Below are 26,937 nucleotides of genomic sequence, written 5' to 3'. Positions count from 1 at the left end.
TCCGCTACCCCACCCCGAACGGAGCGGGCCGATCGCTAATAATGTGGGGAAGGCGATATTGGTTTCAGCTATAATAATCTTGTAGTGATCGCACTTCAAGCTGCCTGCCGCGCAGAGCGGCTATTGCCTCGCTGGCCGCTCTGCTTGCCGCCGCAGTGGTGAAGTAAGGCACCTTCGCGGTCAGCGCAGAAGCACGGATCGACTGTGAATCCTGAAGGCTCTGCCAACCTTCGGTCGTGTTGAAGATCAGCGCGATTTCGCCGTCGACGATCTTGTCGACGATGTGCGGACGCCCTTCCGCAACCTTGTTTACAAGCTCCACCGGGATGGCGGCATCTGCAAGGTACTTCTGCGTCCCCGCCGTTGCGAGGATGCGGAAGCCCTGCTCCACAAGCCCACGTACCGCAGGAAGGATAGCCGCCTTGTCACTGCCCTTGACCGACACGAAAACCGTGCCGCTCTCTGGCAGACGCATCCCCGCACCAAGCTGGGCCTTGAGAAACGCCGTCGCGAAATCGGCGTCGATACCCATGACTTCGCCAGTCGATTTCATCTCCGGGCTCAGGACAGGATCAACTCCCGGGAAGCGGTTAAACGGGAACACCGCCTCCTTGACCGCCATGTAAGGCAGGTCGCGCTTGAACGGCGGGAAGGTAGACAGCTTTTCGCCCGCCATCACCCGAGCGGCCACCTTCGCAACCGGCTGCCCGATAGCCTTCGCAACGAAGGGCACGGTGCGGCTGGCACGGGGGTTCACCTCGATCAGATAAACCTGACCGTCCTTCACGGCGAACTGGACGTTCATCAGCCCCCGTACACCAAGGTTCATCGCCAGCAGTTCAGCCTGGCGCTCCATCTCCGCGATGACTTCAGCGGGAAGGCTATAAGGCGGCAAAGTGCAGGCGCTGTCACCCGAGTGGATGCCCGCTTCCTCGATGTGCTGCATCACGCCCGCGACGACCACCTGCTCGCCATCGCACAGGGCATCGACGTCGCACTCGATCGCATCGCGCAGATACTGGTCGATCAGTACCGGGCTTTCGCCGGAGACCTGCACAGCAGTAGCGATGTAGTTGTCGAGTTGCTGCTCAGAGTCGACAATCTCCATCGCCCGACCGCCCAGAACATAGCTGGGCCGCATCAGAACCGGATAGCCGATGCGGTTCGCCACGGCCACGGCCTCATCACGGCTGCGGGCGATCCCGTTCGCCGGCTGTTGCAGCTTGAGCTTGGTGACGAGCGCGGCGAAGCGCTCACGGTCTTCGGCCAAGTCGATCGCATCAGGCGAGGTGCCGAGGATCGGAATGCCCTCACGCTCCAAAGCCGAAGCGAGTTTGAGCGGGGTCTGGCCGCCGAACTGCACGATCACGCCGACCAGCTCGCCCGACTGCTGCTCAACGCGCAGGATCTCCAGCACGTCCTCGGCGGTCAAAGGCTCGAAGTAGAGGCGGTCCGACGTGTCGTAGTCGGTCGAAACCGTCTCAGGGTTGCAGTTGACCATGATGGTCTCGAACCCTGCCTCCGCCAGCGCAAAGCAGGCGTGAACGCAGCAGTAGTCGAACTCAATGCCTTGACCAATACGGTTGGGACCGCCGCCCAAGATGACGATCTTGCGCCGGTCCGACGGCATCGCCTCATCCTCAGGCTCACCAAAGAAAGGTGCCTCATAGGTCGAGTACATGTAAGGCGTGATCGCCTCGAACTCAGCTGCGCAGGAATCGATGCGCTTGAACACTGGCAGCACGCCGAGCTTGTGGCGCAGCTTGCGAACTTCCTCTTCGCTGGTGGCCCCGGCCATTGCGCGCAGAGCGTCATGCAGCAGTCCAGAACGCTTCGCCTGGGTTTCGGCAAGTCCCCCAGCCACATGCACCGAGCGCACGGCGAGGGTCGCCAGCCGCTTGTCCGAGAAGCCCATTGCTTTCAGGCGCCGCAAACCAACCGCGTCGATCGGCAGACCATCGGCGATGATCTTTTCTTCTTCGCGCACGATCTCTTCGATGTGGCGGAGGAACCAGCGATCATAATGCGTGATGGCGTGGATCTCCTCCACGCTCAGCCCCTCACGCATAGCCTGCGCGGCGACGAGCAAGCGGTCCGGCGTCGCTTTCGCAAGGGCAGCGGTGATCACATCGCGACCCGCGCCTTCCAGCGCCGGAACGCGATTGAACCCGTCGAGTCCGGTTTCAAGGCCACGCAGCGCCTTCTGGACTGACTCCTTGAAGTTGCGGCCAATGGCCATGACTTCGCCGACCGACTTCATCGCGGTAGTGAGCTGCGGGTCGGCCCCCTTGAACTTTTCAAAGGCGAAGCGCGGGATCTTGGTGACGACGTAGTCGATCGTCGGCTCGAAGCTCGCCGGGGTAGCGCCGGTGATCTCGTTCATGATCTCGTCGAGGGTGTAACCCACCGCCAGCTTGGCCGCGACGCGAGCGATCGGGAACCCGGTAGCCTTGGAAGCCAATGCAGACGAGCGCGACACGCGCGGGTTCATCTCGATCACGATCAGGCGCCCATCCTCGGGGTTGACCGCAAACTGGACGTTCGAGCCGCCTGTCTCCACGCCAATCTCACGCAACACCGCGATGCTGGCGTTGCGCATGATCTGGTATTCCTTGTCGGTCAGCGTCAGCGCTGGCGCGACAGTGATGGAATCGCCCGTGTGGACGCCCATCGGATCGACGTTTTCGATCGAACAGATGATGATGCAGTTGTCGTGCCGGTCGCGCACGACTTCCATCTCGTACTCCTTCCAGCCGAGGAGCGATTCTTCGATCAGCACTTCGGTGGTTGGTGAGGCGTCGAGACCGGTCCGCACAATCGCCTCGAACTCGGTCTTGTTATAGGCAATTCCGCCGCCGGTGCCGCCAAGCGTGAAGCTGGGACGAATGATTGCCGGCAGCCCCGTTCTCTCGAGAACCGCAAGCGCCTCTTCCAACGTATGTGCGACGCCCGAGCGGGCCGACTCGAGCCCGATCTTGTCCATCGCTTCCCGGAAGCGCTGACGGTCCTCCGCCTTGTCGATAGCGTCGGCGTTGGCGCCGATCATCTGCACACCCAGCCTGTCCAGCGTACCATCATTGAAGAGCGCAAGTGCGCAGTTCAATGCGGTCTGACCGCCCATCGTGGGCAGCAGCGCATCCGGCCGCTCCTTTTCGATGATGCGGGTGACGACCTCTGGCGTGATCGGCTCAACATAGGTCGCATCGGCCATGTCCGGGTCGGTCATGATCGTTGCTGGATTCGAGTTCACCAGGACAACGCGATACCCCTCTTCTCGCAAGGCCTTAATCGCCTGCGTGCCCGAATAGTCGAACTCACAGGCCTGTCCGATGATGATCGGACCGGCGCCGATGACGAGAATGGTCGAGATGTCGGTGCGTTTGGGCATGGGTATACCTTGATAATCGGGTGTGCGGCGGTGAAATCAGGCAACCAGCTGAGCGAAGGCCTTTTCCCAGTACTCGGGTCCTTCAGCTTTCGCCTTCGCGATAATCGGATCGCTGTTCTGCCAGTCGCTCAAGGCCGCTCTGTACTTATCGGCCTGGAACTGATGCATCTGGCCGCCAAAGTCGTTGGTTTTGGCCTCCCAAGCGTCCTTTGCGATCATGCTGTCCAGGAAGACAGTTCCGGCCGCCTTCGATTTGCCCCGTACCTTCGAGCCGAACTTACGCGTGGCGACCGAAACCTTGTCCTCAATGATCAAGACCAGCTCGCCATAAGGATACCAGCGTGTGGCGACGTTCAGATCGTTTGCGGCGCCTGCGACGTAGTAGGCCACCACATGATCAATCAGATCGGTGTCGCTCATGCAGCGTTCCCTTCTTTCATCATTCCGACGAATTTCTCGAACAAGTAGAAGCTGTCCTGCGGACCCGGGCTCGCTTCGGGGTGATATTGCACTCCGAAAGCGCGCTTGCCCCGGAGGGCGATCCCGCAGTTGCTGCCATCGAACAGAGAGACATGCGTCTCGACCACATCCTCCGGCAAGTCACTGTTATCCACCGCAAAGCCATGGTTCATCGAGGTAATCTCCACCACGCTATCATCCAGGCGTTTTACCGGATGGTTGGCGCCGCGGTGCCCCTGATGCATTTTGAGCGTCCGCGCACCGGCGGCAAGTGCGAGCAGCTGATGGCCCAGGCAGATGCCGAAAATCGGCAGATCGCGCTCCATCAGGGCCTTGATGACCGGGACCGCGTACGCCCCAGTGGCCGCTGGATCTCCGGGTCCGTTCGAGAGGAACACGCCGTCCGGCTTGAGTTCCAGGATGGCCTCTGCGGATGCTTCCGCCGGGACAACCGTCACGCGAGCGCCCGCCTTCACCAGGTTACGAAAAATGTTGTCCTTGGCGCCGTAATCGATCGCTACCGCGTGGGGACGTTCGTCGCGGGGGGAGCTGCCATAGCCTTCCCCCAGCGTCCAGGTAGAGCCTTCCCAGCCTTCCTGGATTTCACGACTGACGATCTTGGCGAGATCCATGCCCATCAACCCGGGCCAATCCCGCGCGCGCTGGATCAGGGCAGGAATATCGAAGCGACCTTCCGGATCATGCGCGATCACGGCATTCGGAGCGCCGCCAAGCCGGATCCGCCGCGTAAGCGCACGAGTATCGACACCTGCGAGGCCAATCTTGCCCTTGTAGGCCAGCCACTCGCCGAGCTCGCCGCTGGCACGGAAGTTTGACGCGCTGGTCACATCCTCGCGCACGACACAACCGACCGCACCGTCAACTTTCGATTCGAGATCCTCATCGTTGATCCCGACGTTGCCAATATGCGGAAACGTGAAGGTCACGATCTGTCCTGCATAGGAAGGATCGGTCATCACCTCCTGATAGCCGGTCATGGACGTGTTAAAGCAGAGTTCGCCCACCGCCTCGCCGACGGCGCCAAAGCCTCTACACCAAATGACGTGCCCGTCCGCGAGGACGAGAACGCCGGTGGCGCCGTCTGGTTTGGGCGCGTGCGGAAATACGGCGTCGGCCATGAAGGGTCGCTCCGGTAGGCGGTTCGGACAATGGGTGCTAAGGCGCTGCGGCTAGTCGTGGTTGTGCATCACGTCAAGGCACACAGTGGAAAATGCGAGCGCACGCGTCTACTTTCAAGGCACACCACTCCCCACAATTTCAGGAACTCATACCGTCATGATTCGCGACTCCATCAAGGCCGCCCAGATCGCAGCCATGAAATCCGGCGATAAGCCGCGCCTCGCTGCGGTGCGCCTCATCCTCGCCAAGCTGAAGGATCGCGACATCGAACTGCGTACCGCCACCACCAAACCCGACGACGACGCGATGGTCATTGAGGTGCTTCAGAAGATGGTGAAACAGCGGCGCGAATCGATCCAGTTGTTTGAGGAAGGCGGACGCCCCGAACGTGCAGAAGAGGAAAAGGCCGAACTGGTCGTCATCGAAGAGTTCCTGCCTCAGCAGCTCAGCGAAACCGACACGAAGGCCGCGATCGAATCGATCAAGGCTGAGACCGGCGCCTCTGGCATGAAGGACATGGGGAAAGTCATGGCCGAACTGAAAGCACGTCATGGCACGCAGCTCGACATGGGCAAGGCCAGCGGCTGGGTGAAGGAAGCATTGAGTTGATCCAGCAACAGCCCCTTTGCGAATCGGCAGACTGCCGATTGCCGAGAGGCGCCACATGCTAACGCCGCAATGGCTCGATCAGCTGCGGTCCCGCGTGACGCTGTCCGCGCTGATCGGGCGCACCACGCGGCTGCAAAAGGCCGGTCGCGAGTTCAAGGCGTGCTGCCCGTTCCACAACGAGAAGAGTCCCAGCTTCACCGTCAACGACGAGAAGGGCTTTTATCACTGCTTCGGCTGCGGCGCGCATGGCGATGCCATCCGCTGGATGACGGACCATCAGGGCCTTGCCTTTATGGATGCCGTGAAGGAGCTTGCCGCCGAAGCCGGCATGGATGTGCCTGCACCCGATCCGCGCGCGGCACGCGCGGCGGAAAAGCGCGACACGCTCCACGATGTCATGGCAGCAGCGCAAGCCTGGTTCGCATCCAACCTAACAGCACCAGAAGGAGCGGAGGCCCGGGCCTATCTTGCGACCCGCGGCTTTGACGCTCACACGATCGAACGCTTCGGCTTTGGCTATGCGCCAGAGGGACGCCAGGCGCTGAGTGGCGCCCTCTCCCGCTTCCCATCCGCGATGCTGATCGATGCTGGCTTGCGAATCGCTGTTGACGACAAAGAACCCTACGATCGCTTTCGCGGGCGGCTCATGCTCCCGATCGAGGATGCGCGGGGCCGGGTTATCGCCTTTGGTGGGCGCATTCTCGCCCAGGAGAAGACGGACGCTCCCAAGTACCTGAACTCCCCCGATACACCGCTCTTCGACAAGGGGCGCACGCTCTACAATCTTCACCGCGCTGCACCTGCCTGCCGTTCGTCAGGGAGGATGATCGTGGTCGAAGGCTATATGGACGTGATCGCGCTGGCGGCCGCAGGCATCGGTGAGTGCGTGGCTCCCCTGGGCACCGCGCTGACCGAGCACCAGATCGAGTTGTTATGGCGCCACGCTGAGACGCCGATCCTGTGTTTCGACGGAGATACTGCCGGCCAACGTGCCGCGATGCGAGCACTTACGCGCGCCCTTCCTCTGCTGAAACCCGCACACTCCCTACGTATTGTCCGGCTGCCAGAAGGCCTCGACCCCGACGATCTCCTTCGATCCAAAGGGCGCGCGGCGCTGGAGTCGCTGCTTGACCAGGCAAAGCCGCTGATCGATGTGTTGTGGGAGGCGGAGCAGGCCGCCACCGCGCTGACCACGCCGGAGGCCAAGGCGGGACTGAAGGCCCGTCTCCTGGCACATGTCGAAACGATCGGTCACCCGGACGTCGCCAACCTGTACCGGCGCGATCTTCTCGACCGTTATTCAGCCTTCGCCTTTCCGCGCCGGCAGGAGCAGCCGCGCGGCGCCCCTCGCAAGTTCAACCGCCGAAACGGGCGCGATTCTTATCCGGCTCAAGCTGCCTCCGACCCGGATTCGATTGCACGGCTGAACCGCGCGATGGATGGCGGGACCGATGCACTCTCCGCTGCCGTGCTGTCAGGATTGTTGCGGTGGCCCAGCGAGATCGCACGGCATGCAGAGGCTCTGGCCTCCACTCCTGCACTCGACTCGCGATTCGCCGCATTGGTGGACTGCTGCGACGCTGCTCCACTGCTTGAAAGCGAGGCCGTGGCAACCATATTGGCTCGGCAAGGCATCGAACTGCCCGGGTCGGGTGCTTGGTCCGACGTGCGTTTCGGTTTTCTTCAACCCGATGCGCAGGAGAACCAGGCCAAGGCGGAACTGGCGCAAGCAATAGAGCTTTTGGTAGAACGGCCGGCGCTTGAGGCCGCGCTCGCAAGGGCAACGGCGCGGTTTGAAAGCGAGTTGTCGGAGGAAGCCTTCGGCGAGCAGCAGCGGCTACTCAAGAGAAAGCTGGAATTTGACAATCGTCTAAGGCAAATGGCCACCCGGCAAGCGGCGGCCTCCTGATGTTTACCATTACGTGAATATACTACAGAAGCGCGGCACGAGTTAACGGCGGTAGAATGAGCAAGAACGACACCAACGGCAGCGAAATCGGCAATGACGGCAATGATGCTCCGTTGATCGACCTCAATGAGGCGTCCATCAAGAAACTGATCGCGCGCGCCAAGCGCCGCGGCGTGATCACGTATGATGAGCTGAACGAGGCTCTGCCGCAGGATCAGATGTCCACCGATCAGATCGAGGACATCATGGCCGCGATTTCGGAAATGGGCGTCAACATCGTCGAGAACGACGAAGATGCGGCCGCCGACGACGATCGTGAATCGGATGACGAGGCGGATGGCGACGATTCCAGCCCGCGCCAGGTCGCCGACCCCAAGAAGAAAGAGACGATCGAACGCACCGACGATCCGGTGCGCATGTACCTGCGCGAGATGGGCGCGGTAGAGCTCCTCAGCCGCGAGGGTGAGATTGCGATCGCCAAGCGCATCGAGGCTGGGCGAGACATGATGATCCTGGGCCTCTGCGAGAGCCCGATCACGTTCCACGCCATCATTCTTTGGTCGGAAGCTCTCAACAACGGCGAGATGCAGCTGCGCGAGATCCTGGATCTCGACGCCATGCTCTCGAAGGAGCCCGCACCCGAATCACTGTCCGACGACGCTGAAGGCGATGGTGACGGCGAAATCAGCGAGGCCACCGCTGGTCCGTCCTACAAGGAAGAGGACGACGTCGAGGAAGAATCAACCTCCGACGACGAGGATGAGGACGGGATCGAGCGCCGCGCGAAGCGTCCTGCCGAAGAGGAGGAAGAGGACAACACTCTCAGCCTCGCGCAGATGGAAGCGGCTCTCAAGCCGGAGGCTCTGGAGAAGTTCGCCCAGATTACCGAGATGTTCCAGACGTTCGAGAAGCTCCAGTCGGAGCGGCTCGAAGCACTGGGAATGGGCATTGATTTCCCCAGCGCCAAGGAAGCGCAGTACCATCAGCTGCGCGAAGATCTGACCGCTCAGGTCGAGTCAGTGAAATTCCACGCGACGAAGATCGAATTCCTCGTCGACAATCTCTACGCATTCAATCGCCGCCTCACCGCCCTTGGCGGTCAGATGCTGCGTCTTGCCGAGCGTCACAAGGTCAAGCGGACCGACTTCCTCGCCGCTTACGTTGGGCACGAGCTCGATGACACGTGGCTTGCCGAGATGTCCAAGAAGGACAAGAAGTGGCAAGCCTTTGCTCAAAGCGAAGCTGACGCGGTTGAGCGCATCCGCTCCGAAGTTGCCGACATCGCAGCAGCTACCGGCATGGCGCTCCCCGAGTTCCGCCGCATCGTCAACATGGTCCAGAAGGGCGAGCGCGAGGCGCGCATCGCCAAGAAGGAAATGGTCGAGGCGAACCTGCGACTCGTGATCTCGATCGCCAAGAAGTACACCAATCGCGGTCTTCAATTCCTGGACCTGATCCAGGAGGGCAACATCGGCTTGATGAAGGCCGTCGATAAGTTCGAGTATCGCCGGGGCTACAAGTTCAGCACCTATGCGACGTGGTGGATTCGTCAGGCGATCACTCGCTCCATCGCTGATCAGGCGCGGACGATCCGCATCCCGGTCCACATGATCGAAACGATCAACAAGCTGGTACGCACCAGCCGCCAGTTCCTTCACGAGCAGGGCCGCGAGCCCACGCCCGAGGAGATGGCCGAGCGCCTCTCGATGCCGCTCGAGAAGGTTCGCAAGGTGATGAAGATCGCCAAGGAGCCGATCTCTCTCGAAACGCCGATCGGTGACGAGGAAGACAGCCATCTGGGCGACTTCATCGAGGACAAGAACGCGATCATCCCGGTGGATGCCGCGATCCAGGCGAACCTCAAGGAAACCGTCACCCGCGTCCTTGCCTCGCTCACCCCGCGCGAGGAGCGCGTGCTGCGCATGCGCTTCGGCATCGGAATGAACACGGACCACACTCTTGAAGAGGTCGGTCAGCAGTTCTCCGTTACCCGCGAGCGTATCCGTCAGATCGAGGCGAAGGCATTGCGCAAACTCAAGCATCCGAGCCGCAGCCGCAAAATGCGCTCGTTCCTGGACCAGTAAGAAAAACCCCGCCTCGGCGGGGTTTTTTACATTGGCGGGTAAGTGCTTCAGGCGCCTCCAATGCCCCTGATAACTTTCCCGGTGCCGCCACAGTTTTTGCAGTCACCACCGTCGAGACGACCGCTGCCACTGCACTGAGGGCAAACGTCCTCGCCAGTTCCGGGCGTCCCCGGAGGAGCTTCATCTCCCGGGTTCATGGGCAAGTCGCTCATGGCGTATCCCGATCCTTGCGAAGTCTGGGCGCACCGTCGCTTTCGGTTGTCGCGCGTTCTTGAGGCTGCACAGCAGGCAGGAACGTGTCGTCGTTATCGTCGTCATTCGGTTCGCCAGCATAAGCCGAATTGTCGATGCGACCGCTGCTGACCATCTGGCGCATGTGGTCGACGGAATCCTGTACGTCGTCTCCCTCCTCACCGGTGGCAACCTTCTCGCTATCCTGCAGGCCGTAGTCGTCAGCGCCCTCCTTTAGACGCTCGCCAGCAAGCGTCTGGGCCTGGAACTCTTCGTCTTCCTGCTCGGAATTGTGCACTTCCGGGGCGATGTCATTCGTCTGCCGGTCTTCACCTTCGAAATCTCTGGGGCGGTCGGTCATAGAGGATCTCCTTCTCGCTCTTGACAACAGATCGGCGGCGCGCCCGGTTCCCTTAAGGGTCGCAGCGGCGCCACAATGAGAGTTGCTCAAGCGCGAGGCTGGCCACGGATCAAACTCGGGACTAAGGGGAGCGCAAACGACTCCCGCAAAGGACCAGCCGACCGCCATGCGCATTGCAATTGCTTCGGATCACGCCGCTGTGGACTTCAAGGCTGAGCTCCGCGAGCACCTGCGCAGCCTCGGTCACAAAGTCACCGATCTTGGTCCCGACACTGCAGACCGAGTCGACTACCCGGATTTCGGCTACAAACTCGCCCAAGCAGTCGCCGACGGCGCAGTAGAGCGAGGCGTTGCGCTGTGCGGCTCTGGCATCGGCATCTCGATTGCTGTGAACCGCCACCCGAAACTCCGCTGCGCGCTCGTCGCTGAGCCGCTTTCCGCCGCGCTCGCGCGCGAACATAATGACGCGAATGCCATCGCTCTCGGTGCGCGGCTGACGGGTGTAGACATGGCCAAGGCCTGCCTGGACGCGTTCCTGACCACCGAATTCGGCGGCGGCCGCCATGGCCCCCGTGTCGACAAGCTATCCAATCCACAGATCACCGATCAGACTACCCAGGAGTCCGCCGCATGAGCACCGTCACTGATGCCCCGATCCGCTCGGCAGGCTTCTTCACCGCCTCTCTCGCCGAAGCGGACCCGGAAGTCTTCGCCGCTGTTCAGGGCGAACTCAAGCGTCAGCAAACCAAGATCGAGTTGATCGCGAGCGAAAACATCACCAGCAAGGCGGTGCTCGAGGCGACGGGCTCGGTCTTCACCAACAAGTATGCCGAAGGTTATCCGGGCAAGCGCTACTACGGCGGCTGTGAATATGCCGACGTGGTGGAGACGCTGGCGATCGAACGCGCCAAGAAGCTGTTCGGCTGCCAGTTCGCCAACGTCCAGCCAAACTCGGGCAGTCAGATGAACCAGGCGGTGTTCTTGGCCCTGCTGCAGCCGGGCGACACCTTCATGGGTCTTGACCTGAACTCCGGCGGCCATCTCACGCACGGATCGCCGGTGAACATGAGCGGCAAGTGGTTCAACCCGGTCGCGTATGGCGTGCGGCCCGACGACCACCTGATCGACATGGACGAGGTCGCCCGCATTGCGCGCGAGAACAAGCCCAAGCTGATCATCGCAGGCGGCACTGCCTATTCTCGCATCTGGGACTTCCAGCGCTTCCGCGAAATTGCCGACGAAGTGGGCGCCTGGCTGCTGGTCGACATGAGCCACTTCTCAGGGCTGGTTGCGGGCGGTGCCCACCCCTCTCCGTTCCCCCATGCCCATGTCGCCACTACGACCACTCACAAGTCGCTGCGGGGCCCACGCTCGGGCGTGATCCTGACCAACGACGAGGATCTGGCGAAGAAGTTCAACAGCGCAGTTTTCCCCGGCATGCAGGGTGGGCCGCTTGTTCATGTGATCGCTGCGAAGGCAGTTGCCTTTGCCGACGCCCTGCGCCCCGAGTTCAAGAACTACGCGCGCCAGATTGTCGAAAATGCACGTGCCCTTGCCGCGAGTGTAGAGGAGCAGGGCCTTTCGATTGTCTCGGGCGGAACTGACAACCACCTCATGCTCGTCGACCTTACGGCCAAGGATGTTACCGGTAAGGCGGCCGAGAAAGGCCTCGACCGCGCCTGGCTCACTTGCAACAAGAACGGCATACCGTTCGACAAGCGGTCTCCATTCGTCACGTCGGGCATCCGCCTCGGCACTCCGGCCGGCACGACACGCGGGTTTGGTGTCGATGAGTTCCGTGAAATCGGCCAGCTCATCGCCCAGGTCGTCGATGGTCTTTCGCGCAACGGTGACGAAGGCGATGGCCAGGTGGAACAAGCTGTCCGTGCACGCGTAGAAGCTCTTTGTGAGCGGTTCCCCATCTATGAGGATCTATGAGCATGGACGATTTCAACACGCCTAAAGACAATGGCGACTTCCTGACCGACGCGCGGCAGGAGTTGGCGGGCATGCTGCAGGATGGCATGAGCCATCCTTCCACCAAACCGGTCCTGCTTTGGGGTGCAGCAGGAGCGGCAGCTGCCATTGTCCTGCCGTTCGTCACCATCCCTCTTGGTCTCGCCGCGGGCGCAGGTTACAAATTCTACAAAAGGGTGCGTCCCGATTGAGCAAGCCGTTCTGAATGCGCTGTCCCTTTTGCGCCCACGAGGATTCGCAGGTCAAGGACAGCCGACCGACCGAAGACAACACTGCCATTCGGCGCAGACGCCAATGCGGTAGCTGCGGCGCTCGGTTCACGACGTTCGAACGCGTGCAACTGCGCGAGATCACCGTGGTGAAAAGCGATGGCTCGCGCGAGTTGTTTGATCGATCCAAGATCGAACAATCGGTTGCGCTCGCCTGCCGCAAGCGAAACGTGGATCGGGATCGCATCGACCGCTTGGTATCTGGCGTTCAGCGCCAGGTAGAGACACTGGGCGACTCTGAAGTGTCCTCCGTCGCCATCGGCGAGATGGTCATGGAAGGTCTCCGCCAGCTGGATTCTGTCGCTTATATTCGCTTTGCCTCGGTCTACCGGGACTTCAGCGAAGCCCGCGACTTCGAGGCGTTCGCCAGCACCGTGCGCGATATCAGCCAGAGCTGACGATGGCACAGAAACCCGTTATCGTTCTCGTGCGCCCGCAGCTTGGTGAGAATATCGGCAAAGCCGCCCGCGCAATGCTCAACTTCGGCCTTACCGAAATGCGGCTCGTCGCGCCGCGCGACGGATGGCCCAACCCCTCCGCAGGACCTGCTGCAGCCGGCGCCAACGTGGTGCTGGACACTGCACAGGTGTTCGACTCTCTTGCGGAAGCGGTCAGCGATTGCGCGAACGTTTATGCAACAACAGTGCGCAAGCGCGGGGTCACCAAGCCAGTCGTCACACCTGAGCAGGCCGCTAGCGAAGTGCACGTCGCCCCCGGCCGTTCCGCTTATGTGTTCGGACCAGAGCGTTCTGGCCTCGAAACGGAGGATGTCGCGCTTGCCCGTGCGATTTTAACCGTCCCGATCAATCCGGAGTTCGGCTCGCTCAACCTCGCCCAAGCGGTCATCCTCTGTGCGTACGAGTGGTCGAAGCAGATCGGGCTAAGCCAGCCCACTGCGGAGGATCTACTGCCGCCGGCGCCGCAAGATGAACTCGAGGGGCTGATCGGCCACTTTGAACGCATGCTTGATGCGAAGAACTACTTCTGGCCGGAGCCGCGTGCGGAAGCGAACCGATTGACCTTGCGGAATCTGCTGACGAAGCCTGCCTGGAACCACCTGGAAGTTCGCACACTGCGGGGCATCCTCAGCACTCTCGAGCGCGACCGGCGCGAACGCTAGAGGATGGGGCTCCGCTCCTAGCCGCTTCTTAGCGCTGTCGGCGCTCGTCCCAGTGCGTCAGTTCATAAGCAATCGATGCTTCGACCAACCCTTCCCACAGGGTCGCAATCGCGTCGCCAGGGAGGTCTACGGATTCCGCGTGCGAGCGGGCATTTGCGATCACTTGCGCCTTGCGGGCTTCGTCACGCACCAAAGTGCGCTCAGGCTTGATCCGCGCCGCCGCACGCATGTAACCAAAGCGGGTGCCGAGCATCTCGACAAGTTGCTTATCGAGCGCATCGACCCCGGCACGCACGTCGGCCATCGTCTGGCAAGCTTCAGGAGGCAGCGGATTGTCTGGCATGCCCTTCGCCCTAGCGGCGCCTCCGCTCCGCGTCGAGAGTACGCAGGAGGTTGACTTTCCCTCAGGTCCCGCTAATTGCGCGCGTTCACTTGGACCCTGCCTGGAAAGGCGGGCTTGTCCGTTCGGCCTCGCACCCCGGTGAAGCGATGGCCGCATCAGGCTCCTTTTCAAGAAGGAAGGCCTGGTGGTGCACCCCGGGATATCGGCAACGTCACGGTGGCGTCGCCTGCAGATACGGAGATGACATATGTCGAAGCGCCATAGCGCCAAGCACAAACTCGACCGCCGCATGGGCGAGAACATCTGGGGCCGCCCCAAGAGCTCGGTTAACCGCCGCAGCTACGGCCCCGGTCAGCATGGTCAGCGCCGCAAGGGCAAGCTGTCCGACTACGGCATTCAGCTGCGCGCCAAGCAGAAGCTCAAGGGCTACTACGGCGACGTGACCGAGAAGCAGTTCAAGCGCACGTACTTCGAAGCCTCGCGCATGAAGGGTGATACCGGCCAGAACCTCATCGGCCTGCTTGAGCAGCGTCTGGATATGGTCGTCTATCGCGCCAAGTTCGCGCCCACCATCTGGTCGGCCCGTCAGATCGTCTCGCACGGCCACATTCGCGTGAACGGCGTGAAGTGCAACATCGCCAGCCGCCGCGTCTTCGTCGGCGACGTCATCAGCCTGGGCGACAAGGCCAAGGAAATGGCGCTGGTTATCGAGGCACAGGGCCTCGCCGAGCGTGAGGTGCCTGACTACATCGCGCAGGACGGCACGGACAAGATCACCTTCGTTCGCGTTCCTTCGCTGGACGAGGTGCCCTACCCGGTGAAGATGGAACCCAACCTCGTGGTCGAGTTCTACTCACGCTGATCGGCGCAAGCACATTCAGATCAAGGAAGGGCGGCCCTCGGGTCGCCCTTTTTGTATTTGCAGCAATTCTGCAATAAACTGTTTCTAAACAGCGACATGGGAACCAAAAGGCGCCTTCAAAGTTGTCACTATGCCATGTCAAAGTATCGTTTCATCACACCTCACCGCACGGGTAAGTGGTACCCCGATCTCAGCCTTGCCAAGCGTTTCGCCAATGTGATTGGGGCAGGTTTTCTCGACAGTCGAAGCGGCCAGTTCGTCGCCTACCCTGGGACCAAGCTCGAAGTGGCGGACGCAAGCTCTCAGACAGCCTGATCCAGGCCGAGGCATCTGCCGTCGCGCGCTCGTCTGATCAACAAGACGTACTCAACCGCGCGCGAAGTAGTCCGACCGGAACTGCAGCACGAAAGCGGCGAACCGCTTTTCGGCGATGGCAGCGCGCATCGCTTGCATAAGCTGCTGATAGAAGCTCAGGTTATGCTCCGTCAGGAGCATCGCCCCGAGCATTTCACCTGACTTGATGAGATGGTGGAGATAGGCTCGACTGTATGTACCGCATGTCGGGCAATGGCATCGGTCGTCAACTGGCCCCAGATCCTCCGCGTGGCGCGCATTGCGCAAGTTCAACGGACCACTCCAGGTAAATGCCTGCCCATTGCGGCCAGATCGCGTGGGCAGCACACAATCGAACATGTCGACGCCGCGCTCGACTGCGCCCACCAGGTCGTCAGGCTTCCCCACGCCCATCAGATAGCGGGGGCGGTCTGCAGGGAGCTGGGCCGGTGCGAAGTCGAGCGTGGCAAACATGGCCTCCTGCCCTTCGCCAACGGCCAGGCCGCCTATGGCGTAGCCGTCGAAACCGACCTCGGCCAGAGCCTCGGCCGAGGCCCGCCGCAGTTCCTCGTCCAATCCGCCTTGCTGAATACCAAACAGGGCTGCACGCCCGGCGTGCTCGCCACCGGAGTCAAAGGCGTTGCGGCTCCGTCTGGCCCAGCGCATCGACATTTCCATCGAGCGTGCGATCGCATCACGGCCTTGATCAACCTTGGGGCACTCGTCGAAGGCCATGACAATGTCGGAATCCAGCAAGCGCTGGATCTCCATCGAACGCTCGGGCGTCAGCAGGTGACGTGAACCATCCAGATGGCTCGCGAAAGTGACGCCCTCTTCCGTGATCTTCCGGAGATCAGAGAGGCTCATGACCTGATAGCCACCGCTATCGGTCAGGATTGGCCGTGACCAGTTCATAAAGCGGTGCAGACCACCCAGGCGGGCCACCCGCTCCGCACCTGGCCGCAACATCAGGTGGTAAGTGTTCCCCAGAATGATGTCGGCACCGGTCGCGCGGACTGCCTCCGGCTTCATGCCCTTCACCGTTGCGGCCGTACCCACAGGCATGAACGCGGGCGTGCGAATAGTTCCCCGCTCCATCCGAATCTCACCAGTGCGGGCGCGGCCATCGGTGGCGTGGATATCGAATGCGAAGCGGGTCATGGGATCAGAAGCCGTAAACTAGTGTGAAGCGCGACAAGGTGTCAGTGCGGCCAGACGCATCGGGCGGGTCCGTCTCATGCTCGTAGCGATACGAGATCCTCGCCTTGAGGCCCTCCATCATGCCAGCTTCGATAGCCGTCGTAGAGGAGAAGGAACTGTTGATCGTCTCGACATAGGCGCTGGCTTGCTGCGTGAGCCGGATCATGGGCAACGGCCGCCACGAGAAGTCGAGCGAACCCAGCCCTGAGACCGTCTCACGCGAGGGCTGATCAACGAAGTTCGTGTAACGCAGTGCCGGACCGCCTTCCACTGAGAGACGCAAGTCTTCTGCGTCAAGCACGCGATAACCAAAACCGGGAGAGAGGGAATACCGGCTGCGGTAGCCCTGAAACTCGTCCTGCTCGAACTGCGCCAAGCCATAGACGTAGAAGCGGTCGTTCAGCGTATACCGCGGACTGTACGCCGCCATGTACTGCTCGCGCGTCACCGCACCATCGGATTCCTGATAGTCCGCCTGAAACTGCAGCTTATGCCGCCAATAGACCCCTTCACGGTCAAGCTTCAGCCCAGCGGACACGCCGATGTTCCGGGTATTTCCGGTCGTGCGGAAGGCACCTATTTCGCCTTCGCCACTCCATAGGTCCAACGGTCCGGAAGCGAGTATGCGTTCACGCTCGTGGTCCGCCTTCTCCGCGACCACAAGTTTGTGCGTATCGTCGAACTTCTGCTTCATGGCGTCGATTTCGGCGCTGTCCTGCGGCTGCGTCTCCTTCGCCGCCTTGACCACCGCGTCGACCGCCTTGGGATCGCCCGACTGCATCGCAGCTTCCAGCATCGCTCGCACCGGACCGGGTAATTCGGCACGCGCTGGCTGCGCTGTGGCAGCGAGAATACAAGTCAGAAAAGCGGTGCGGGCGAACATGCGCCGCGCTCTTAGCTGCTTAGCTCCTGAGGCGCCAGCCGGTGCGGAATATGAACGCGATCACTCCCACGCAAAGCGCGAGGAACGCCAGCGTAAGCCCAAGCGAGAGCCAGATCGAAACATCTGAGGTGCCGTAGAATGTCCAGCGCAGACCGTTGACCAGGTAGACGACTGGATTTGCGAGCGCGACCGTACGCCACGGCTCTGGCAGCATGTCGATCGAGTAGAACGTCCCGCCCAGGAAGGTCAGCGGCATCAGGATGAGCATGGGCACGATCGACAGTTTCTCAAAGCTGTCTGCCCAGATCCCTAGAATGAAGCCGAATAGCGAGAAGCTGGCAGACACCAGAATGATGTACCCCAGTGCGTAGATGGGATGCGCTATTGTGTAGTCGACGAACAGCGTCGCCGTTCCCAGGATGATCGCGGCCAGGATCAAGGATTTGGTAGCCGCGGCTCCGACGAACCCCGCCAGTGTTTCGGCGACCCCGACAGGAGCCGAAAGCAACTCGTAGATCGCCCCGGTAAATCGCGGCATGTATATGCCGAAGCTGGCGTTGCTTGTGCTTTCGCCCAGCAAAGTGAGCAGAAGCAGGCCCGGCACGATGAACGCGCCGTAGTTCACACCGCTCATGCCGCCTTCCATCTGGCCACCGATCGCAGCGCCGAAGACAACAAAGTACAACGAGGTCGTCAGGACCGGCGCGAGAATGGATTGCATCGCGGTCCTGAAGGCGCGCAGCAGTTCCTGCTTGTAGATAGTCCAGGCGCTGCGGCCGTTAAACAAGCTCATGCCCCTGCTCCTGCAACGCGGCCTTCGACCAGATCGACGAAGATGTCCTCGAGGCTGGATTCATGTTGATCGATAGCGATGTAATCGATGCCGGCGAGCGTCAGGGCCTTGGTGATCTCGGCCACATCGGCCTTGCCCTGGCCCGAGCCATCACCGCCCCGATAAGTCAGCACCGTCCGCTCGCTACCGAGGGTCAACGGAAACCTTGAGAGGCTCTCTGGCACCACAAGCAGGGGCTCCCTGAGTGTGATATGGGCTTCGGTCCGCCCGAGGCGCCTCATCATCGCCTCCTTTTCGTCGACCATGACGATTTCGCCCTGCCGGATAATCCCGACGCGGTCCGCCATCTCCTCGGCTTCCTCGATGTAGTGAGTGGTGAGAATCACCGTGGTTCCGCGATCACGCATGTCCGCGATCTGCTTCCACATGTCGCGGCGCAGTTCGACGTCCACGCCAGCGGTCGGCTCGTCCAGAAACAGCAGCTGCGGCTCGTGTGCCATGGCCTTGGCGATCAGAACGCGCCGCTTCATGCCCCCCGATAGAGCGCGGATCTGCTCATCGCGCTTTTCCCAGAGTGACAGGGACTTGAGGATCCCTTCGATGCGGCCCGGATCGGGGCGAAGTCCGAACAGGCCGCGCGAGTGGCTGACGGCCCGCAGCACAGGCTCGAACATGTCAGTCGCGAGCTCCTGGGGCACAAGGCCGATCCGCGCGCGCAGGGAGCGCCAGTTCGCCTGCATATCCTCTCCGAAGACCCGGATCGTGCCGCCGCTTGGTCTCACCAGTCCGCAAACAGCGCCAATCAGGGTCGTCTTCCCTGCGCCGTTCGGCCCTAGCAGAGCGAAGATTTCACCTTTGCGAATCGTAAGGTCGACGCCCTTGAGCGCCGTAAAGCCACCCTTGTAGGTTTTGGTAAGGCCGCGAATCTCGAGAATTGGTTGCATCGCCGCATAGATGTACGTCTGCGGCGCATGTGCCAAGTCTATCGCCCGTGTGGGCACGCAATGGCACTGACAGGGGCCAAGAGATCAGGGCAGCAGGAGTGACGAGTCTCCGTAGGAATAGAACCGGTAGTCATTCCCTACGGCATAGGCATAGACAGCCTTCATACGCTCCAGCCCCATGAGAGCAGAAACCAGCATAAAGAGCGTCGAGCGCGGAAGATGGAAGTTGGTCATCAAGCCGTCCACCGCGCGGAAGCGATAACCCGGCGTGATGAAGATCGAGGTGTCTCCCTCGAAGGCACGGATCACGCCGTCCTCTCCCGCCGCGCTTTCGAGAAGACGAAGGCTGGTGGTGCCCACTGCGATCAGCCGACCGCCCGCACCTCTTGCTGCGTTGAGGCGATCCGCGGTTTCCGCATCGATACGTCCCCATTCGGCGTGCATGCGGTGCTCGGCAGTGTCCTGCGCCTTCACCGGCAGAAAGGTGCCCGCGCCCACGTGAAGGGTCAGCGTTTCTCTTGCAACGCCCGCTGCATCAAGGGCGGCAACGAGGTCCGGGGTAAAGTGTAGCGACGCGGTGGGTGCGGCGACAGCGCCATCCTGCCGCGCAAACATGGTCTGGTAATCCTCGCGATCCGCAGCGTCCGTCGGCCGCTTGCCGGCGATGTAGGGAGGCAGAGGCATCTGTCCGGCACGTTCCAGCAGCACCTCCACTGGTTCCTCGCCAGAGAACGCCAGGGTCCAGCTGCCATCCTCGTGTCGCTGCTCCGCAACGGCCTGGACCTCGGATGGGAATGCGATGCAGTCACCCTCACGCAGGCGTTTGCCGTTGCGTATGAAGGCCTGCCAGCGCCTGAGGTCTATGCGCTTGTGCAATGTTGCGCCGACTCGCGCTTCGCCCCGATGTCCCTCCAGCTGAGCCGGTATGACGCGCGTGTCGTTGAATACGAGCACGTCGCCTCGACGCAGCAGCTGCGGCAAGTCGCGGACGTGGCGGTCCCCGAACGGCGCGCCGTCGCCTGTAGCGACCAGCAGACGCGCTGCATCGCGCGGCCGCACCGGCCGCAAGGCGATGCGCTCGGCCGGCAGGTCAAAGTCGAACAGGTCGACGTTCACAACCTCATCCTCTCAGGCGCGAGCGCCCTCAGTCTGACTTCGAGTTGTTGAGTTGGGCTGTGCTGATGGCGGCAGCCGGGCTGACCGGCGCTGCAGGCGCAGGCTTTTTCTCGCTTGCCAAAGAAGCCTGGAGCACACGGGTGGGATTGGCCGGCGGCTCGCCCCGCTCGATCGCGTCGACGTGCTGCATGCCTGAGATCACGCGCCCAAAGACGGTGTATTTGTGATCGAGGGCAAAGCGCGGATAGAACACAATGAAGAACTGGCTGTTCGCGCTGTTCGGATCGTTGGTCCGCGCCATCGAGACCATGCCCCGCAGATGCGGGATCGCGTTGAACTCTGCAGCAAGGTCGGGCAGCTGAGAGCCCCCCTGCCCCGTGCCCGTGGGATCGCCGGTCTGCGCCATGAAGCCGTCGATGACGCGATGAAAGAGAACCCCGTCGTAGAATCCCTGACGAGCCAGTTCCTTGATGCGGTCGACGTGCTTTGGCGCCCACTCCGGCATCAGGCGGATGGCGACCCGCCCGCCGTTCGACAGATCCAGCAACAGCACGTTATCCGGTTCATGTGCCAGGTCGAGGTCGACAACAGGTGAAAGGGGAGCCGGAGCAGGCGTAACCGGCTCTTCGCTCTGAGCAAAAGCGGGCGAAGCGGCGAGCGCCAGACCCATCAGCGCAGGGACAAGCAGGCGAAGTTTCATCAGCAACTCTCGATAGGGCGACATGCATGCATGAGCCGCCTCAGTGAAATGCGGGACGCACGCGCGATAATGGCAGTCCGCTGTCGTGGCAATGAACGGATAGTCTCAGTAGTCGCCGCGCAATCCCGTCTTGGCGATCCGGGCGACCACGTCCTCACGCACGGCGGGGCTTACGAAGCTCCCGATCTCACCTCCAAACAGGGCGATTTCCTTAACCAGCTTGGATGCGATCGGCTGAAGGCTGACGTCAGCCATCAGGAATACGGTTTCTATCCCTGCATTGAGCTGCTGATTCATACCGGCCATCTGATACTCATACTCAAAGTCGGCAACGGCGCGCAGCCCTCTGATGATCATCGTGGCGCCCTGCTTTTCAGCAAACTTCATCAGGAGCGCATTGAAGCCGACGATCTCGACATTGCGGAGGCCCAGGCTCGCAACCTCGCGTTCAACCATCGCGATGCGCTCGTCGGGCGTAAACATCGGGTTTTTGGACGGGTTTGTCGTCACGCCCAGGATCAGCCGGTCCACCAGCTTGGCGCCCCGCCGGATAATATCCGCGTGTCCCAAGGTGATCGGGTCGAAAGTGCCTGGATAGACTCCGATGCGCTCACCACCTGCCATCAATGATCCCTTTCGACGATGTAGCGCGCGACGGCGCGCAGCAGGTCGGCTTCCTTTCCGTGCGGAGCCAGATGCGCGATCGCCTGTTCCACGAGCAGACGGGCCTGTTCACGAGCGCGATCCGGACCAAGTAGCGACACGAATGTCTCCTTGCCAGCCTTCGCATCCTTGCCCACGGCCTTGCCCGCGACAGTCGCATCGCCCTCGTGGTCGATCAAGTCGTCCACGATCTGAAACGCAAGTCCGATATCGCGTGCATAGCCCCGCAGATGCGTGCGGCCTTCGTGAGGTACGCGCCCCAGAATCGCCCCAAGCTCCACGGCCGCGCCGAGCAAAGCTCCGGTCTTCAACTGCTGAAGCCGCGTAACAGTCGGCAAATCGAATTCGCTCTGCTCGGCAACCAGATCCATCATCTGACCTCCTGCCATGCCTGAGCAGCCGCTTGCGCGACCGAGCGTCCGGACCAACTCAACCTGCACAAATGGGTCCGCACTTGTCGCGGGGTCGGCGAGGACTTCGAACGCGAAGTCATGCAGCGCATCACCTGCCAGAACGGCCGTTGCCTCATCGAACGCGAGATGCACGGTCGGCTTGCCGTGGCGCAGGTCGTCATTGTCCATGCACGGCAGATCATCATGGATGAGAGAGTAGACGTGAATCGCCTCGACCGCTGCTCCCGCACGAAGAGCCGCATCGCGATCCACTCCATACATCGCGGAGGTTGCGCAAAGCAGCAGCGGACGCAGCCGCTTGCCACCGCCAATCGCCGCATAGCGCATGGCTTCCACCAGTCGTGCCCGGGGATCTGCCGGAACCGGCAGCAGCGCGTCGAAGACCGCATCCACATCGCGGGCGATCGCGGTCATTGCATCCACAAGCAGAGAGCCCGAGGTCATGGCATGGGCCTCATGCATCGAAGCCACGCGTCAGCGATCCGCAGCATCGAAGGGTTGCGTTGCCGTCGGCAGCCCGTCCGGACCCGCCACGATCTTTTCAATCCGCGCCTGCGCAGCATCCAGCCGTGCCTGGCAGTGACGGCGCAGCGCCTCTCCGCGTTCGTAGAGCGTGATCGAATCATCCAGCGGCACGTCGCCACTCTCCAGAGCACGCACCACGTCCTCAAGCGCGCGAAGTGCGTCCTCGAAGCTCATGCCGGTTATATCGACGCTTGTTTCGGTCATCGCCGGCAGCAATGACGCCGCGCGGCTCCATGGTCAAGCACGGCCAGGGGGCAGTTCCCCCGCGCCGGGCCTAGCGCCAACCGTGCAGGGCCGCTAAGGCGCGCTGCATGTCCGGAATCACGAACCAAGCAATCACGGCCGATGTCGTTGCGGCGCATGGCCTCAGCCCCGAGGAATACGATCGCGTCCTGCACGCGATAGGCCGAGAGCCAAACCTCGTTGAGCTCGGCATATTCTCAGTCATGTGGTCGGAGCACTGCTCGTACAAGTCCAGCCGCGTGCATCTCAAGAAGCTGCCGACCAGCGCGCCGTGGGTAATCTGCGGCCCGGGCGAAAACGCCGGGGTGATCGACATTGGCGACGGGCAAGCTGCCATCTTCAAGATGGAGAGCCACAACCATCCGAGTTACATCGAGCCCTACCAAGGTGCAGCGACAGGCGTCGGCGGCATTCTGCGCGACGTCTTCACGATGGGCGCACGCCCGGTGGCGAACATGAATGCGCTGCGTTTCGGGCGCCCCGACCACCCGAAGATGAAGCACCTCGTGCAAGGCGTGATCTCCGGCATCGGCGGCTACGGCAACTGCGTCGGCGTGCCGACGGTCGGCGGCGAGACCAACTTCCACAAGGCTTACGACGGCAACATCCTCGTCAATGCGATGACAGTGGGTGTCGCAGACCAGAACAAGATATTTTACTCGGCCGCGACCGGGCTGGGTAACCCGATCGTGTACGTCGGGTCCAAGACCGGCCGCGACGGCATTCACGGCGCCACCATGGCCAGCGCCGATTTCGATGAGAAGAGCGAGGAAAAGCGCCCCACCGTGCAAGTGGGTGACCCGTTCACCGAAAAGCTCCTGATTGAAGCCTGCCTGGAACTGATGGCGACTGACGCCATCGTCGCGATCCAGGACATGGGTGCGGCGGGCCTCACGTCTTCCTCGGTCGAGATGGCGAGCAAGGGGGGCGCCGGTATCCGCCTCAACATGAACGCGGTCCCTTGCCGCGAAGAAGGCATGACGCCTTACGAGATGATGCTGAGCGAAAGCCAGGAGCGCATGCTCATGGTGCTCAAGCCGGGCAAGGAAGCGATGGCCGAAGCCATCTTCCGCAAGTGGGAACTCGATTTCGCGGTCATCGGCGAGGTGACGGATACCGGGCACATGGTGCTCGAGTTCAACGGCGAGGTCGTGTGCGACATCCCCCTGGGCCCTCTGGCCGACGACGCGCCGGAGTACGAGCGCCCTTACATCAGCCGCGAGGAATACGCCGACTGGGCGAAGGTGCCGGACCTTGTTGAGGTGCCGGAGAACACTGACGTGGCGGCCGACCTCGTGAAACTGATGGGAACGGCGGACCTCGCCTCTCGCAAGTGGATCTGGGAACAGTACGATTCGCAGGTGGGCGCGGATACGTTGCAGAAGCCGGGCGGTGACGCTGCGGTCGTGCGCGTGCACGGCACGAAGAAGGCGCTTGCGATCAGCACCGACTGCACGCCCCGCTACGTCTATGCCGATCCCTACGAGGGCGGAATGCAGGCCGTCGCCGAGACCTGGCGCAACATCAGCGCCGTGGGCGCCAAGCCGCTGGCCATCACCAATTGCCTGAACTTTGCCAATCCCCAGCGTCCGGAAATCATGGCGCAGATCGTGCACGCACTGCATGGCATGGGCGATGCGTGCCGCGCGCTCGACTATCCAATCGTTTCGGGCAATGTCTCACTCTACAATGAGAGCAAGGCCACGGGAGGTGGCTCTGCGATCCTGCCCACTCCCGCGATCGGCGGCGTTGGCTTGCTGGACGACCACGATGGTATGGCCACGGTTGCGTTCAAGGTAGTGGGGGAAACTATCGTCCTTATAGGGGGCGAGAGCGGGCACTTGGGTCAGTCGCTGTGGCTACGCGAGGTCTTGGGGCGCGAAGAAGGGCCGCCGCCGCCGGTTGGACTGTCCTTGGAGCGGCTTGCCGGCGATACCGTGCGCGGCTTGATCGCTGACAGCCAGGTCACCGCCGTACATGATTGCTCGGATGGCGGCATCGCCGTGGCTCTGGCCGAAATGGCGCTAGCCGGGAACATCGGCTTCGCTGTTGCGGCACCAGAAGACACGGTGAGTGAGCCGGCATTCTGGTTCGGCGAGGACCAGGCGCGCTATATCGTGACCACCAGCGATCCCGCCAGTGTGCTGAAAGTCGTGGAAAGCGCCGGACTTGTCGGCGTGGCCTTGGGTGAAACGCAAGGGCAGACGCTGACCTTCCGGAGTACCCGGGGAGAGAGCAGCACTGAACTCGGCGTGCTGCGTGAAGCTCACGAAGCGTTCTTCCGCGACTGGATGGACGCCTGAAGCTAGATCGTGCGCCATCCCGGACCAGGATGGCGCACGATCTCATAGGGTTAAGTGTAAGCTGGCGCCGCGCGGCAGAGTCGGCAAAGTATCAGCGGCATGAGCGGCTTGATCAGTTCGTCCAGTCCCGCATGGGAATGCCGAGCAGCTTGAGCACCTTGCTCAGATCCCCACGATCGATCCGGCCATTCGCTGCTGCTCGCGCCTTGGGCTTGGCATGGTAGGCGAAACCGTAAGTCGCCGCCTCGATCATCGGGATGTCGTTGGCACCATCCCCGATGGCCAGCGTCACAACGCCCTCGCCCAGCGCCTCGGCCTCGGCGAGAAGCGTCGCTTTCTTCACGGCACTGTCCACGATGTCACCGACCAAGCCGCCGCTCAGCTTGCCCGATGATACCTCGAGGCGATTGCCTACCACGAGATCGAAACCGAGCAACTCGGCGACCGGATCAGCGAAATGGTGAAAGCCGCCGGTGACCAGCACGGTGCGGCACCCACGTGCCTTCAGCGTTGCGACGAGAGTTTTCGCACCCTCCATCGGCTTGATCCGGCTCGTGAGGCATTCGGTGATGGCACTCTCAGGCAGGTCGCTGAGTAGCCGGACTCGCTCCCGCAACGCCGCCTCGAAGTCGAGTTCACCCTGCATCGCCCGCTCAGTGATCGCAGCTACCTTGTCCTTGAGGCCGGCGAAGTCCGCGAGTTCGTCGATGCATTCCTGACCGATCATGGTCGAATCCATGTCCGACACGAACACGCGCGGGACCTGAATGTCATCATTCGACACCAGAATGTCGGCAGGTGCCAGATGCGCGTCCAGCACCTCGAGCATGACCGCAGCGTCATCATCGGGCGAGGTCATTTCCACCGTCTCCCCGCAGTGGTCGAGCATGGCGATGCCGGCCAGACGAATGCCACGCGCTTCGAGGTCAGCGCGCGCGGCGTCGATCCTTGCGGACAGGCCGTCCGGGTCTGCTATCAGCCGGGCGATGAGCAATACGAATTCCTCTGACTGGTTCCTTAGGCCGGACCCTGCCCGGCCACCGCTGGCGCTCATCGCAGGGCCGACCGCCAGCGGCAAGAGCGATTGTGCAGTCGCGCTGGCCCAGGCGATCGAGGCACGGGGCAAGCGCGCGGTGGTGATCAATGCCGATAGTGCGCAGGTCTACAGCGACCTTGCCGTGCTGAGCGCCCGCCCGTCCGTGGAGGAGATGGGTGGGATCGAACACCGCCTCTTCGGCACCTGGGACGGCGCCCAGGGGTGTTCGGCCGCCAACTGGGCTGCTGCCGCGCGAGCAGAGATCGAAGCCGTGCACAGTCAGGACGGAGTGCCGGTGCTAGTCGGCGGCACCGGTCTTTACATCCGGACTCTGCTGGATGGGATCGCGCCCGTCCCCCCCATAGACGAGACCGTGCGCAGCGAGGTGCGTGCCCTCCCGGTCGCAGCGGCATATGCAGCATTGTGCAAGGAAGATCCCGAGCGCGCCGCGCGCCTCGCACCCGCGGACGCGACTCGCGTAGCTCGGGCGCTGGAAGTCATCCGCTCCACCGGTCGGTCGCTCACAGCATGGCAGGCGCGCATGGAGGGCGGAATTGGCGACCGGATAAGCCTCCGGGCTGCTATTCTCCTGCCTGAGAGAGAGGCGCTCTACGGCCGCTGCGACGCGCGGTTTACCCGGATGATCGAGCATGGCGCGATAGAGGAAGTCAGCCGTTTGCTAGAGCGGCAACTCGATCCTGACTTGCCGGTGATGCGAGCCATAGGAGTGCCTGAGCTAGCCGCATTCCTGCGCCGAGAAATCCCCCTTGAGGAGGCGCGACGGCGCGGCGCGCAGGCCACTCGCAATTATGCGAAGCGTCAATTCACCTGGCTCAGGCATCAGCCTCCGCCAGAATGGTCGCGGATCATGGCTTCGAATTACACCTCAAACGACCTTCATATAATAATATTGCGCACCTTTGGCTTGACCTGACATTTTTAGTCTTTTAGGCGGCCCTGGCGTGCTGCAGCTGAACTCGCGGCAGCGCCACACTTCGAGCCCGGCCCGCCATTGTGGTGCCGGGTTCCTTTT

27 protein-coding genes are annotated in these 26,937 nt (G+C 62.0%); 12 read left to right on the top strand and 15 right to left on the bottom strand.

The window, feature by feature from the left end:
• Positions 1 to 64: 64 nt before the first annotated feature.
• Genes carB through carA form a run of 3 tightly spaced genes read right to left on the bottom strand, consistent with a single transcriptional unit; the run spans position 65 to position 4,986 of the window.
• Positions 65 to 3,388, bottom strand: a complete 3,324-nt coding sequence (gene carB / locus ABUH87_RS01935; protein WP_367768567.1) for a carbamoyl-phosphate synthase large subunit — start codon at positions 3,386 to 3,388, stop codon at positions 65 to 67.
• A gap of 36 nt (positions 3,389 to 3,424) precedes the next feature.
• A complete protein-coding gene (locus ABUH87_RS01930; protein ID WP_367768564.1) occupies positions 3,425 to 3,808 on the bottom strand; it encodes a hypothetical protein in 384 nt (127 codons plus the stop codon).
• On the bottom strand, positions 3,805 to 4,986 hold the full coding sequence (gene carA, locus ABUH87_RS01925) for a glutamine-hydrolyzing carbamoyl-phosphate synthase small subunit (protein ID WP_367768562.1): 1,182 nt from the start codon (positions 4,984 to 4,986) through the stop codon (positions 3,805 to 3,807). The genes ABUH87_RS01930 and carA overlap by 4 nt, the downstream gene beginning before the upstream one ends.
• Before the next feature lie 157 nt (positions 4,987 to 5,143).
• Here carA and ABUH87_RS01920 point away from each other — a divergent pair, with 157 nt between their 5' ends.
• From ABUH87_RS01920 to rpoD, 3 genes are read left to right on the top strand one after another with little or no spacing between them, the layout of a single operon-like run.
• The gene (locus ABUH87_RS01920; protein WP_367768559.1) at positions 5,144 to 5,596 is read left to right on the top strand and encodes a GatB/YqeY domain-containing protein; all 453 of its coding nucleotides are present in this window, start codon (positions 5,144 to 5,146) and stop codon (positions 5,594 to 5,596) included.
• A gap of 55 nt (positions 5,597 to 5,651) precedes the next feature.
• On the top strand, positions 5,652 to 7,505 hold the full coding sequence (gene dnaG / locus ABUH87_RS01915; protein WP_367768556.1) for a DNA primase: 1,854 nt from the start codon (positions 5,652 to 5,654) through the stop codon (positions 7,503 to 7,505).
• 56 nt (positions 7,506 to 7,561) lie between these two features.
• On the top strand, positions 7,562 to 9,589 hold the full coding sequence (rpoD, locus tag ABUH87_RS01910; protein WP_367768553.1) for an RNA polymerase sigma factor RpoD: 2,028 nt from the start codon (positions 7,562 to 7,564) through the stop codon (positions 9,587 to 9,589).
• A 208-nt stretch (positions 9,590 to 9,797) separates the two neighbouring features.
• Here rpoD and ABUH87_RS01905 read toward each other — a convergent pair whose 3' ends face one another.
• Complete coding sequence (locus ABUH87_RS01905; RefSeq protein ID WP_367768549.1) at positions 9,798 to 10,181, bottom strand: hypothetical protein; 384 nt, start codon at positions 10,179 to 10,181, stop codon at positions 9,798 to 9,800.
• Between the two features lie 166 nt (positions 10,182 to 10,347).
• On the opposite strand from ABUH87_RS01905, the gene rpiB reads away from it, so the two are divergent.
• Genes rpiB through ABUH87_RS01880 form a run of 5 tightly spaced genes read left to right on the top strand, consistent with a single transcriptional unit; the run spans position 10,348 to position 13,547 of the window.
• Entirely contained in the window at positions 10,348 to 10,815 is a 468-nt protein-coding gene (rpiB, locus tag ABUH87_RS01900; RefSeq protein ID WP_367768545.1) for a ribose 5-phosphate isomerase B, read from the top strand.
• Positions 10,812 to 12,119, top strand: a complete 1,308-nt coding sequence (glyA, locus tag ABUH87_RS01895) for a serine hydroxymethyltransferase (RefSeq protein WP_367768543.1) — start codon at positions 10,812 to 10,814, stop codon at positions 12,117 to 12,119. The genes rpiB and glyA overlap by 4 nt, the downstream gene beginning before the upstream one ends.
• A gap of 2 nt (positions 12,120 to 12,121) precedes the next feature.
• On the top strand, positions 12,122 to 12,349 hold the full coding sequence (locus tag ABUH87_RS01890) for a hypothetical protein (RefSeq protein WP_367768540.1): 228 nt from the start codon (positions 12,122 to 12,124) through the stop codon (positions 12,347 to 12,349).
• A 14-nt stretch (positions 12,350 to 12,363) separates the two neighbouring features.
• The gene (gene nrdR, locus ABUH87_RS01885; RefSeq protein ID WP_367768537.1) at positions 12,364 to 12,825 is read left to right on the top strand and encodes a transcriptional regulator NrdR; all 462 of its coding nucleotides are present in this window, start codon (positions 12,364 to 12,366) and stop codon (positions 12,823 to 12,825) included.
• A gap of 2 nt (positions 12,826 to 12,827) precedes the next feature.
• Positions 12,828 to 13,547, top strand: coding sequence for an RNA methyltransferase (locus ABUH87_RS01880; protein ID WP_367768534.1), 720 nt, complete (start codon positions 12,828 to 12,830; stop codon positions 13,545 to 13,547).
• Positions 13,548 to 13,575: 28 nt separating this feature from the next.
• Here ABUH87_RS01880 and ABUH87_RS01875 read toward each other — a convergent pair whose 3' ends face one another.
• Positions 13,576 to 13,890, bottom strand: coding sequence for a chorismate mutase (locus tag ABUH87_RS01875; RefSeq protein WP_367768531.1), 315 nt, complete (start codon positions 13,888 to 13,890; stop codon positions 13,576 to 13,578).
• Positions 13,891 to 14,137: 247 nt separating this feature from the next.
• On the opposite strand from ABUH87_RS01875, the gene rpsD reads away from it, so the two are divergent.
• Positions 14,138 to 14,752 (top strand): 30S ribosomal protein S4, encoded by a 615-nt coding sequence (rpsD, locus tag ABUH87_RS01870; protein ID WP_367768529.1) that lies wholly within the window; start codon positions 14,138 to 14,140, stop codon positions 14,750 to 14,752.
• Between the two features lie 135 nt (positions 14,753 to 14,887).
• Complete coding sequence (locus tag ABUH87_RS01865) at positions 14,888 to 15,067, top strand: hypothetical protein (protein WP_367768526.1); 180 nt, start codon at positions 14,888 to 14,890, stop codon at positions 15,065 to 15,067.
• A gap of 51 nt (positions 15,068 to 15,118) precedes the next feature.
• Here ABUH87_RS01865 and tgt read toward each other — a convergent pair whose 3' ends face one another.
• The 9 genes from tgt to ABUH87_RS01820 all read right to left on the bottom strand — a co-directional run bounded on the left by tgt (position 15,119) and on the right by ABUH87_RS01820 (position 22,526).
• Positions 15,119 to 16,246, bottom strand: a complete 1,128-nt coding sequence (tgt, locus tag ABUH87_RS01860) for a tRNA guanosine(34) transglycosylase Tgt (RefSeq protein ID WP_367768520.1) — start codon at positions 16,244 to 16,246, stop codon at positions 15,119 to 15,121.
• 4 nt (positions 16,247 to 16,250) lie between these two features.
• The gene (locus ABUH87_RS01855; RefSeq protein ID WP_367768517.1) at positions 16,251 to 17,168 is read right to left on the bottom strand and encodes a DUF481 domain-containing protein; all 918 of its coding nucleotides are present in this window, start codon (positions 17,166 to 17,168) and stop codon (positions 16,251 to 16,253) included.
• Between the two features lie 19 nt (positions 17,169 to 17,187).
• Complete coding sequence (locus ABUH87_RS01850; RefSeq protein ID WP_367768513.1) at positions 17,188 to 17,961, bottom strand: ABC transporter permease; 774 nt, start codon at positions 17,959 to 17,961, stop codon at positions 17,188 to 17,190.
• The gene (locus ABUH87_RS01845) at positions 17,958 to 18,905 is read right to left on the bottom strand and encodes an ABC transporter ATP-binding protein (RefSeq protein WP_367769145.1); all 948 of its coding nucleotides are present in this window, start codon (positions 18,903 to 18,905) and stop codon (positions 17,958 to 17,960) included. Before ABUH87_RS01845 ends, ABUH87_RS01850 begins: the two co-directional genes overlap by 4 nt.
• 84 nt (positions 18,906 to 18,989) lie before the next feature.
• Positions 18,990 to 20,021 (bottom strand): tRNA preQ1(34) S-adenosylmethionine ribosyltransferase-isomerase QueA, encoded by a 1,032-nt coding sequence (gene queA, locus ABUH87_RS01840; protein ID WP_367768503.1) that lies wholly within the window; start codon positions 20,019 to 20,021, stop codon positions 18,990 to 18,992.
• 28 nt (positions 20,022 to 20,049) lie between these two features.
• A complete protein-coding gene (locus tag ABUH87_RS01835; RefSeq protein WP_367768500.1) occupies positions 20,050 to 20,721 on the bottom strand; it encodes a peptidylprolyl isomerase in 672 nt (223 codons plus the stop codon).
• Positions 20,722 to 20,826: 105 nt separating this feature from the next.
• On the bottom strand, positions 20,827 to 21,345 hold the full coding sequence (gene coaD, locus ABUH87_RS01830; protein ID WP_367768492.1) for a pantetheine-phosphate adenylyltransferase: 519 nt from the start codon (positions 21,343 to 21,345) through the stop codon (positions 20,827 to 20,829).
• On the bottom strand, positions 21,345 to 22,241 hold the full coding sequence (locus ABUH87_RS01825; RefSeq protein ID WP_367768489.1) for a polyprenyl synthetase family protein: 897 nt from the start codon (positions 22,239 to 22,241) through the stop codon (positions 21,345 to 21,347). The genes coaD and ABUH87_RS01825 overlap by 1 nt, the downstream gene beginning before the upstream one ends.
• 30 nt (positions 22,242 to 22,271) lie before the next feature.
• Positions 22,272 to 22,526 carry an exodeoxyribonuclease VII small subunit gene (locus tag ABUH87_RS01820; protein WP_367768486.1) on the bottom strand — a complete coding sequence of 85 codons (255 nt, stop codon included), beginning with the start codon at positions 22,524 to 22,526 and terminating at the stop codon, positions 22,272 to 22,274.
• Between the two features lie 107 nt (positions 22,527 to 22,633).
• On the opposite strand from ABUH87_RS01820, the gene purL reads away from it, so the two are divergent.
• Entirely contained in the window at positions 22,634 to 24,868 is a 2,235-nt protein-coding gene (gene purL / locus ABUH87_RS01815) for a phosphoribosylformylglycinamidine synthase subunit PurL (protein WP_367768483.1), read from the top strand.
• A 112-nt stretch (positions 24,869 to 24,980) separates the two neighbouring features.
• On the opposite strand, the gene serB is transcribed toward purL, so the two are convergent.
• Entirely contained in the window at positions 24,981 to 25,862 is an 882-nt protein-coding gene (gene serB / locus ABUH87_RS01810) for a phosphoserine phosphatase SerB (protein WP_367768480.1), read from the bottom strand.
• Between serB and miaA the strand changes: the two genes are divergently transcribed.
• Positions 25,855 to 26,838, top strand: a complete 984-nt coding sequence (gene miaA / locus ABUH87_RS01805) for a tRNA (adenosine(37)-N6)-dimethylallyltransferase MiaA (protein WP_367768478.1) — start codon at positions 25,855 to 25,857, stop codon at positions 26,836 to 26,838. The two genes, serB and miaA, sit on opposite strands and share 8 nt — an antisense overlap.
• Positions 26,839 to 26,937: the final 99 nt, after the last annotated feature.

Source organism: Novosphingobium rhizovicinum (assembly GCF_040813635.1).
Taxonomy (GTDB): Bacteria; Pseudomonadota; Alphaproteobacteria; order Sphingomonadales; family Sphingomonadaceae; genus Novosphingobium; species Novosphingobium rhizovicinum.
This window is presented reverse-complemented; position numbering and strand designations above follow the sequence as displayed.

Coding starts and splice junctions, on each gene's coding strand:
- carB (WP_367768567.1), bottom strand. CDS start 3,388: ATGCCCAAACGCACCGACATCTCGACCATTCTCGTCATCGGCGCCGGT.
- ABUH87_RS01930 (WP_367768564.1), bottom strand. CDS start 3,808: ATGAGCGACACCGATCTGATTGATCATGTGGTGGCCTACTACGTCGCA.
- carA (WP_367768562.1), bottom strand. CDS start 4,986: ATGGCCGACGCCGTATTTCCGCACGCGCCCAAACCAGACGGCGCCACC.
- ABUH87_RS01920 (WP_367768559.1), top strand. CDS start 5,144: ATGATTCGCGACTCCATCAAGGCCGCCCAGATCGCAGCCATGAAATCC.
- dnaG (WP_367768556.1), top strand. CDS start 5,652: ATGCTAACGCCGCAATGGCTCGATCAGCTGCGGTCCCGCGTGACGCTG.
- rpoD (WP_367768553.1), top strand. CDS start 7,562: ATGAGCAAGAACGACACCAACGGCAGCGAAATCGGCAATGACGGCAAT.
- ABUH87_RS01905 (WP_367768549.1), bottom strand. CDS start 10,181: ATGACCGACCGCCCCAGAGATTTCGAAGGTGAAGACCGGCAGACGAAT.
- rpiB (WP_367768545.1), top strand. CDS start 10,348: ATGCGCATTGCAATTGCTTCGGATCACGCCGCTGTGGACTTCAAGGCT.
- glyA (WP_367768543.1), top strand. CDS start 10,812: ATGAGCACCGTCACTGATGCCCCGATCCGCTCGGCAGGCTTCTTCACC.
- ABUH87_RS01890 (WP_367768540.1), top strand. CDS start 12,122: ATGGACGATTTCAACACGCCTAAAGACAATGGCGACTTCCTGACCGAC.
- nrdR (WP_367768537.1), top strand. CDS start 12,364: ATGCGCTGTCCCTTTTGCGCCCACGAGGATTCGCAGGTCAAGGACAGC.
- ABUH87_RS01880 (WP_367768534.1), top strand. CDS start 12,828: ATGGCACAGAAACCCGTTATCGTTCTCGTGCGCCCGCAGCTTGGTGAG.
- ABUH87_RS01875 (WP_367768531.1), bottom strand. CDS start 13,890: ATGCCAGACAATCCGCTGCCTCCTGAAGCTTGCCAGACGATGGCCGAC.
- rpsD (WP_367768529.1), top strand. CDS start 14,138: ATGTCGAAGCGCCATAGCGCCAAGCACAAACTCGACCGCCGCATGGGC.
- ABUH87_RS01865 (WP_367768526.1), top strand. CDS start 14,888: ATGTCAAAGTATCGTTTCATCACACCTCACCGCACGGGTAAGTGGTAC.
- tgt (WP_367768520.1), bottom strand. CDS start 16,246: ATGACCCGCTTCGCATTCGATATCCACGCCACCGATGGCCGCGCCCGC.
- ABUH87_RS01855 (WP_367768517.1), bottom strand. CDS start 17,168: ATGTTCGCCCGCACCGCTTTTCTGACTTGTATTCTCGCTGCCACAGCG.
- ABUH87_RS01850 (WP_367768513.1), bottom strand. CDS start 17,961: ATGAGCTTGTTTAACGGCCGCAGCGCCTGGACTATCTACAAGCAGGAA.
- ABUH87_RS01845 (WP_367769145.1), bottom strand. CDS start 18,905: ATGCAACCAATTCTCGAGATTCGCGGCCTTACCAAAACCTACAAGGGT.
- ABUH87_RS01835 (WP_367768500.1), bottom strand. CDS start 20,721: ATGAAACTTCGCCTGCTTGTCCCTGCGCTGATGGGTCTGGCGCTCGCC.
- coaD (WP_367768492.1), bottom strand. CDS start 21,345: ATGGCAGGTGGTGAGCGCATCGGAGTCTATCCAGGCACTTTCGACCCG.
- ABUH87_RS01825 (WP_367768489.1), bottom strand. CDS start 22,241: ATGACCTCGGGCTCTCTGCTTGTGGATGCAATGACCGCGATCGCCCGC.
- ABUH87_RS01820 (WP_367768486.1), bottom strand. CDS start 22,526: ATGACCGAAACAAGCGTCGATATAACCGGCATGAGCTTCGAGGACGCA.
- purL (WP_367768483.1), top strand. CDS start 22,634: ATGTCCGGAATCACGAACCAAGCAATCACGGCCGATGTCGTTGCGGCG.
- miaA (WP_367768478.1), top strand. CDS start 25,855: ATGAGCAATACGAATTCCTCTGACTGGTTCCTTAGGCCGGACCCTGCC.